Raw genomic sequence first — 4,904 nt, 5'->3', positions numbered from 1 at the left:
ATCCTGCACCAGTGTCCCGGACGGTACGACCGTCCCGGCCGCACCCGCGCACACGCACGACACCACGGTCGCCGTCGCCGCCTTGCGGGAAATGAAGTAGATGCGCGCGATCGCATCCTGCATCCGCCCCGACGCGAACGCCGGGTCCACCCCGTTCGCAAGGGCCGCGAACGCATCGTTGCAGTCCCCGATGATGGCACTCAGGCTGCTGGCCAACTGCCCCTGCGGCGTGGACAGGTCGGTGCTGAGGCTGCCGCCAAACGCCGCGCTGATATCGGCCATCACCCCGGTCAGGATGTCGCTTTCGGCCGGCGCGACAAAGCCCGTCGTGCCCAGCGTGGCGGCCGGCACGGATGTGGTGCTAGAAACTGACACTTGCGGTTCCTCCCGTGGTCAGGGTGACAAGGATGGCGCCCGACAGCACCCGGTCCGCGCCAATGGCCGTCAGCACGCACCGCGCATCGGCCACCCCGGACACTGCCTTCGCCGTGGCCTCCACCTGCGCGCGAAAGGCCGCAGGCGACTGCCCCACGCCGAGGATGAGGCTGAAATACGCAATCCCCTTCGCCGTGTCGTACCAGCACTCCCCCACGAACGTCCGCACCGCCGTCGCCACATCCTGCAGCACGCAGTACGGCGCGGACGCCACCGCAATGTCACGCGACGCCGTGACACACAGGTCCCACGTCGTGCGGTCCAGAAGAAGCGAAGCCATGTCGTGCCTTTCATGTTCGGGCATGCAGCAAAGGCGTTCTTTTTTGGAAAAAAGAACCAAAAAACTTCTGATTGCATAAGGGGAAATTATGCGCGCGCATTCTGCGGACACAAATGATCAGAAGTCTTTTTGCTTCTTTTTCTCCAGAAAAAGAAGGGACAGCCCCCGCACGCGGCAAAGTATGTTCTTTTTTGGAAAAAAGAACCAAAAAACTTTTGATCACATAAGGGGAAATTGTGCGTGCGCGTTCTGCGGACACAAATGATCAGAAGTCTTTTTGCTTCTTTTTCTACCAGAAAAAGAAGGGACAGCCCCCGCACGCGGCAAAGGATGTTCCTTTTTGGAAAAAAGAACCAGAAAACTTCTGGTCACATAAGGGAAAAATGCGCACGCGCATCCTGCGGACACAGATGGACAGGCACCCTGCCTTTTACCCCGGCGTTCCCGTCGTCCCCGGTGCCGCGCTGACCGGGTGGGTGTGGCCTTTGCCGGAGATCCCGGCGGCGACGACATCGGCCTGCCCGGTGATGGTGCCGGTGGAGGTAATGTCGCAACTGACCTTCATGCTGGCGGCGTCCACCTCGAACGTGCCGGCGGTCTTTACCTTTATCCCGTTGCCGGTCAGCCAGACATACTCGGTCGGGGCGGCGTTCAGGATTGGCGCGACATAGATCGCGTCCGCCATGTCGTGGATGCGGAAACTGCCGGGGGCGGCGGGGGCCCTGCTGGCCTTGGCGGTGCTGATGTCGCGGCCGCAGATGATGATCGCGCCGATATCGCCCACGCACGGGTCGCAGATGACGGCACTTCTGCCGCCCTGCATGCGGACATAGGGCACGTTGCGGATGACGCCGTGCGGCATGGCCTGGCCCAGCGCGTCCTGCATGTGCACCAGTGGCTGCACATCGACAAAGCCGACCGGGTTCAGCCCCGTGCCATTGACCGCGACGACGCGCACCGGCGTATCCGCCCCCATCATCGCCAGCAGGCGACGGCCCACCGCCTCGATACTGCCATAGTCCGATCCCGCGTCCTGCCGCGTCTGGAACCCCGGAAAGATCGTGTCCTGTGCTGCCATGTCCATCATCCTCCTGCTGCGGGGCTGCCGGTGCGCATGGCCGCGACATGCGTGAACCATGCGCCGTCGGGCACCTCGCTTTCCAACTGGTGCGTGATCCGGTACGGCGTCCACAGCCCGCCCGACGCCATCGACAGCCCACCCGGCGCAGCCACGGAGCACACCTGCACGGGGGAGAGGTAGGCGATATCCGGCCGGAACAGCGTGCGAAACGCCACCCCGTCCTGGTTATAGGCGGGATAGCCCAACAGCCCGGTCCCCGCGCTGATGACCGGCGGTGTGCCCGTCGTGCCATCGGTGGCAAGGTCCCGGCCCCAGGCGGTCAATGTGTTGTCCTGTATGTTGATGACGATGCCCGCGGCATGGCGGATGCGTTCGATCCGGTCGCGCGCGCAGCCCCAGCCGTAATGGTCATGGATCATCACCCCGCCAAGGTTGTGCGCCACAAGGCGAAGCCCGCATTGCGCCGCGATGTCCGACAGCACCGTCTGCACCGACACCGCCCCGGCATAGCCATCGGGCGGCAGGGGCTGCACCTGCAATCCGGCAATCGAACTGGCGGTCACGACGAACGCCACGTCGGGCATGGTGGAAAAATCGACGAACGCCTCCACCACCACGCCGCGAAACACCGCGACCTTGCCATCGCCATGGGTGGCCTGCACCATGACCGTGTTGCCGCACGCCTGCATCTGCTGCTGTGGCGCGGTGGCGACCGGCATGGCCGACAGCACCGACAGGCGGTTCATCATCGGCAGGTCCATCCCCCCGATCCGCAGCGACAGCGTGCTGCCGCTTGGCATCCCCGCATGCGTCACCTCCGCATGGCAGCGCAGGCCCGACAGCGTCAGCGTATCCGCCCCACCCGCGCCAAACCCGCCCGACGCCACACGAAAGGTCACGTCCAGAGCCTTCTGCGTGAAATCAGGCTGCATCCTGCCCCTCCGCATAGGTCAGGACATAGCGCGTGCCCAGACCATCATATGACGGGTCGGACGTCCCCTCGAGGTCGAGGAACGCGAGGTCCCCCGGCAGGCCGAAATAGCCATCGCGCACGATCCACGTCCGGTCGCGGCACAGGACACCGCACAGCACCTGCGTGCCATTGCACCAGACGTCGATGAACAGCCCGGTGGAACGCTGCCTGACATCAAGGCGCAGCACCTGTCGGGAGACGACGGCATTGACCGACTGCGCCGCGATGGCGGACAGGGGAATGACCTGTGGGGTCGCCATGGGTGTACCCTTCGGTATTTAAAAGAAATAAGGAATAAAAGTTTTTGGGTGCCGCCTTTTTTCAAAAATGCGGCGTCTTTCGAAGCTTTTTGAAAAAAGCTTCACCAAAAACTTTTACTACATGACTTCGGATAATGCGGCAGCCTGCGTCGTATCCGCATCGGTGGCCTGCACCGTGCCGCCGGACTGCATCACCTGCCCTGCGGCGGTCGCGGTGGTGGTATAGGATTGCGTTGCGCTGCATCGCACCTCCACCAGCATCACCTGCACCGCCAGCAGCGTCACACCGCCGCGCGTTTCCCGGCGGTAGCGGTGGCCGACCACATTGACCGACGCCAGCGAATATTCCGGCGTATGCACGGCATAGGTCGCGGTGTCGTCCTCCATCGCCGCAAGGGTCGCCAGGAACGACGCCCGCACCATCCGCGCGCCATCGCCCGTCATGTTCCCCCACGCGGCGATGGGCGAATACTGCGCCACAAGGCTGTCGAGGCCACCGCTGCCGGTCTGCGACCCGTCGCACAGCATCTCCAGCATGAAACGGCGGGGGGCGGCGACCTTGTTGTACGACACGAACGCCCCGTCTTCCTGCGGGGCGTCGGAAATGGCGTGCGCGCTTTCGAACTCCACCGCGCGCACATGCGCCGCACCCAGCACCTGCGCGCCGGTGGCGTCAAAGATACCCCACAGGCTGGCCGCACTGCTGATCTGGTAGTCATCGAGCATGGTGCCCAGCGTGACAGACCCCATGGCCTGCGCATCGTCGGCGACATTACCCAGCACGGAGGGCACGCCCTGCATCGACGGCAGGTTCCACGTCACGGGCATGGAGACGGGGATGATGGTCATGGGCCTCTCCTGCGGGATGATGGTTCGTTCATGTGCCGCCTTTTTTCAGGACGGCGGCGTTCCTCGAAGCTTTGTCGAAAAAGCTTCACAAGCAAACCGTTGATATAAAATAGAAAAAAGTTTTTGGGTGTCGCCTTTTGATCGAAAAAGGCGACGTCTTTCGAAGCTTTTTGGAAAAAGCTTCACCAAAAACCTTTATTATTCCACCAGGTTATCTGACTTAACCTTTTCAAATGATCTCTTACGGCTTCTGGGGTTTGCATCTGACCCAGTGCTTTTCAGCCTCTATGCTGTCACTTGGTCCCCAGCAGATGTTGCGCTTTTCCAGAACGCCCAGAACCGCCTCACGCCGGTCACAGGCCGCCATGGTCGCCCGTAAAGTGGAAAGGCCGCCCCGGCATTTGTCGTTGAGGTCTTCTTCCTTCGCGATCAGCGCCTGATCGGACGGACGCGGCCGCGCGCCATATGCGCCACAAACCGCCACCCCCATGAACAGGGCCAGCGCCATCAGAGTATATTTCATCATGTCATCCCTTGCTGCCTGCGCCTGACTTTACCGCGCGGCCAGAACAGGACCATGAGGAATAAAGGTCTGTGGTGAAGCTTTTTTCAAAAAGGGTCGCACAACCTCGCCTTCCGGCAGGCAGCCCTGCCCTATCTCTGCCCGGTATTCGCCAGGGCGGGGACGCTGCGGCGCAACTGGTCACGGACCTGCGCGCCGATACGCTGCCCGTCCGTGCTGCTGGCATGGACCACGACATCGCCCATATGGATCTCGGTCGTCGCGGCTGCCATGCGCGCGGGCGGCGCGGTGGCAAGTTCCACCTGACGGTCAAGGGCCTGCGCCCAGTGCGCCTGCACCCGCGCCACCTGCGCGCCGGACGCCAGCGGATCGGGCATCCCCGCGCCACCCGCCACCTGCCGGGCGGCGCGGCGCAATGCCGTGCGTATCCCGGCGCGCGTTGCGGCCCCCTCCCCGGCCCCGTCCTCGGCCCCTTCCCCGGGCACATGCCGCGCGGCAGGGAC

At 63.4% G+C, this 4,904-nt stretch carries 8 protein-coding genes and 1 pseudogene; all 9 read right to left on the bottom strand.

Going from position 1 to position 4,904, the window contains the following annotated elements; genetic code table 11:
- Positions 1 to 375 (bottom strand): annotated as a pseudogene (locus HNH97_RS00045) (baseplate J/gp47 family protein); the annotation flags it as partial.
- Entirely contained in the window at positions 362 to 715 is a 354-nt protein-coding gene (locus HNH97_RS00040; RefSeq protein ID WP_110914593.1) for a hypothetical protein, read from the bottom strand. The pseudogene HNH97_RS00045 and the gene HNH97_RS00040, both read right to left, overlap by 14 nt.
- A 10-nt stretch (positions 716 to 725) precedes the next feature.
- Positions 726 to 974 carry a hypothetical protein gene (locus HNH97_RS00035; protein WP_171789392.1) on the bottom strand — a complete coding sequence of 83 codons (249 nt, stop codon included), beginning with the start codon at positions 972 to 974 and terminating at the stop codon, positions 726 to 728.
- A 171-nt stretch (positions 975 to 1,145) separates the two neighbouring features.
- Positions 1,146 to 1,793: a Gp138 family membrane-puncturing spike protein gene (locus HNH97_RS00030; RefSeq protein WP_171789391.1), complete on the bottom strand. Its 648-nt coding sequence runs from the start codon at positions 1,791 to 1,793 to the stop codon at positions 1,146 to 1,148.
- Positions 1,794 to 1,798: 5 nt separating this feature from the next.
- Positions 1,799 to 2,728, bottom strand: a complete 930-nt coding sequence (locus HNH97_RS00025; RefSeq protein ID WP_171789390.1) for a baseplate hub protein — start codon at positions 2,726 to 2,728, stop codon at positions 1,799 to 1,801.
- Positions 2,718 to 3,029, bottom strand: coding sequence for a phage baseplate plug family protein (locus tag HNH97_RS00020; RefSeq protein ID WP_171789389.1), 312 nt, complete (start codon positions 3,027 to 3,029; stop codon positions 2,718 to 2,720). The genes HNH97_RS00025 and HNH97_RS00020 overlap by 11 nt, the downstream gene beginning before the upstream one ends.
- 117 nt (positions 3,030 to 3,146) lie before the next feature.
- On the bottom strand, positions 3,147 to 3,878 hold the full coding sequence (locus HNH97_RS00015; RefSeq protein WP_171789388.1) for a hypothetical protein: 732 nt from the start codon (positions 3,876 to 3,878) through the stop codon (positions 3,147 to 3,149).
- 241 nt (positions 3,879 to 4,119) lie between these two features.
- Positions 4,120 to 4,404 (bottom strand): hypothetical protein, encoded by a 285-nt coding sequence (locus tag HNH97_RS00010; protein WP_171789387.1) that lies wholly within the window; start codon positions 4,402 to 4,404, stop codon positions 4,120 to 4,122.
- Positions 4,405 to 4,532: 128 nt separating this feature from the next.
- Positions 4,533 to 4,904 (bottom strand): hypothetical protein (locus tag HNH97_RS00005; RefSeq protein ID WP_171789386.1); only part of this gene is annotated, 372 nt, incomplete at its 5' end.

The sequence above is a fragment of the Gluconacetobacter entanii genome (assembly GCF_013155425.1).
GTDB classification, from domain to species: Bacteria; Pseudomonadota; Alphaproteobacteria; order Acetobacterales; family Acetobacteraceae; genus Novacetimonas; species Novacetimonas entanii.
Note: the sequence above shows the minus strand (reverse complement) of the source record. Positions and strands in the feature narration are given on the sequence as shown.

Bases quoted from the DNA above. Each gene is read 5' to 3' on its own strand.
- HNH97_RS00010 (WP_171789387.1), bottom strand. From the start codon at position 4,404: ATGATGAAATATACTCTGATGGCGCTGGCCCTGTTCATGGGGGTGGCG.
- HNH97_RS00030 (WP_171789391.1), bottom strand. From the start codon at position 1,793: ATGGCAGCACAGGACACGATCTTTCCGGGGTTCCAGACGCGGCAGGAC.
- HNH97_RS00020 (WP_171789389.1), bottom strand. From the start codon at position 3,029: ATGGCGACCCCACAGGTCATTCCCCTGTCCGCCATCGCGGCGCAGTCG.
- HNH97_RS00015 (WP_171789388.1), bottom strand. From the start codon at position 3,878: ATGACCATCATCCCCGTCTCCATGCCCGTGACGTGGAACCTGCCGTCG.
- HNH97_RS00040 (WP_110914593.1), bottom strand. From the start codon at position 715: ATGGCTTCGCTTCTTCTGGACCGCACGACGTGGGACCTGTGTGTCACG.
- HNH97_RS00025 (WP_171789390.1), bottom strand. From the start codon at position 2,728: ATGCAGCCTGATTTCACGCAGAAGGCTCTGGACGTGACCTTTCGTGTG.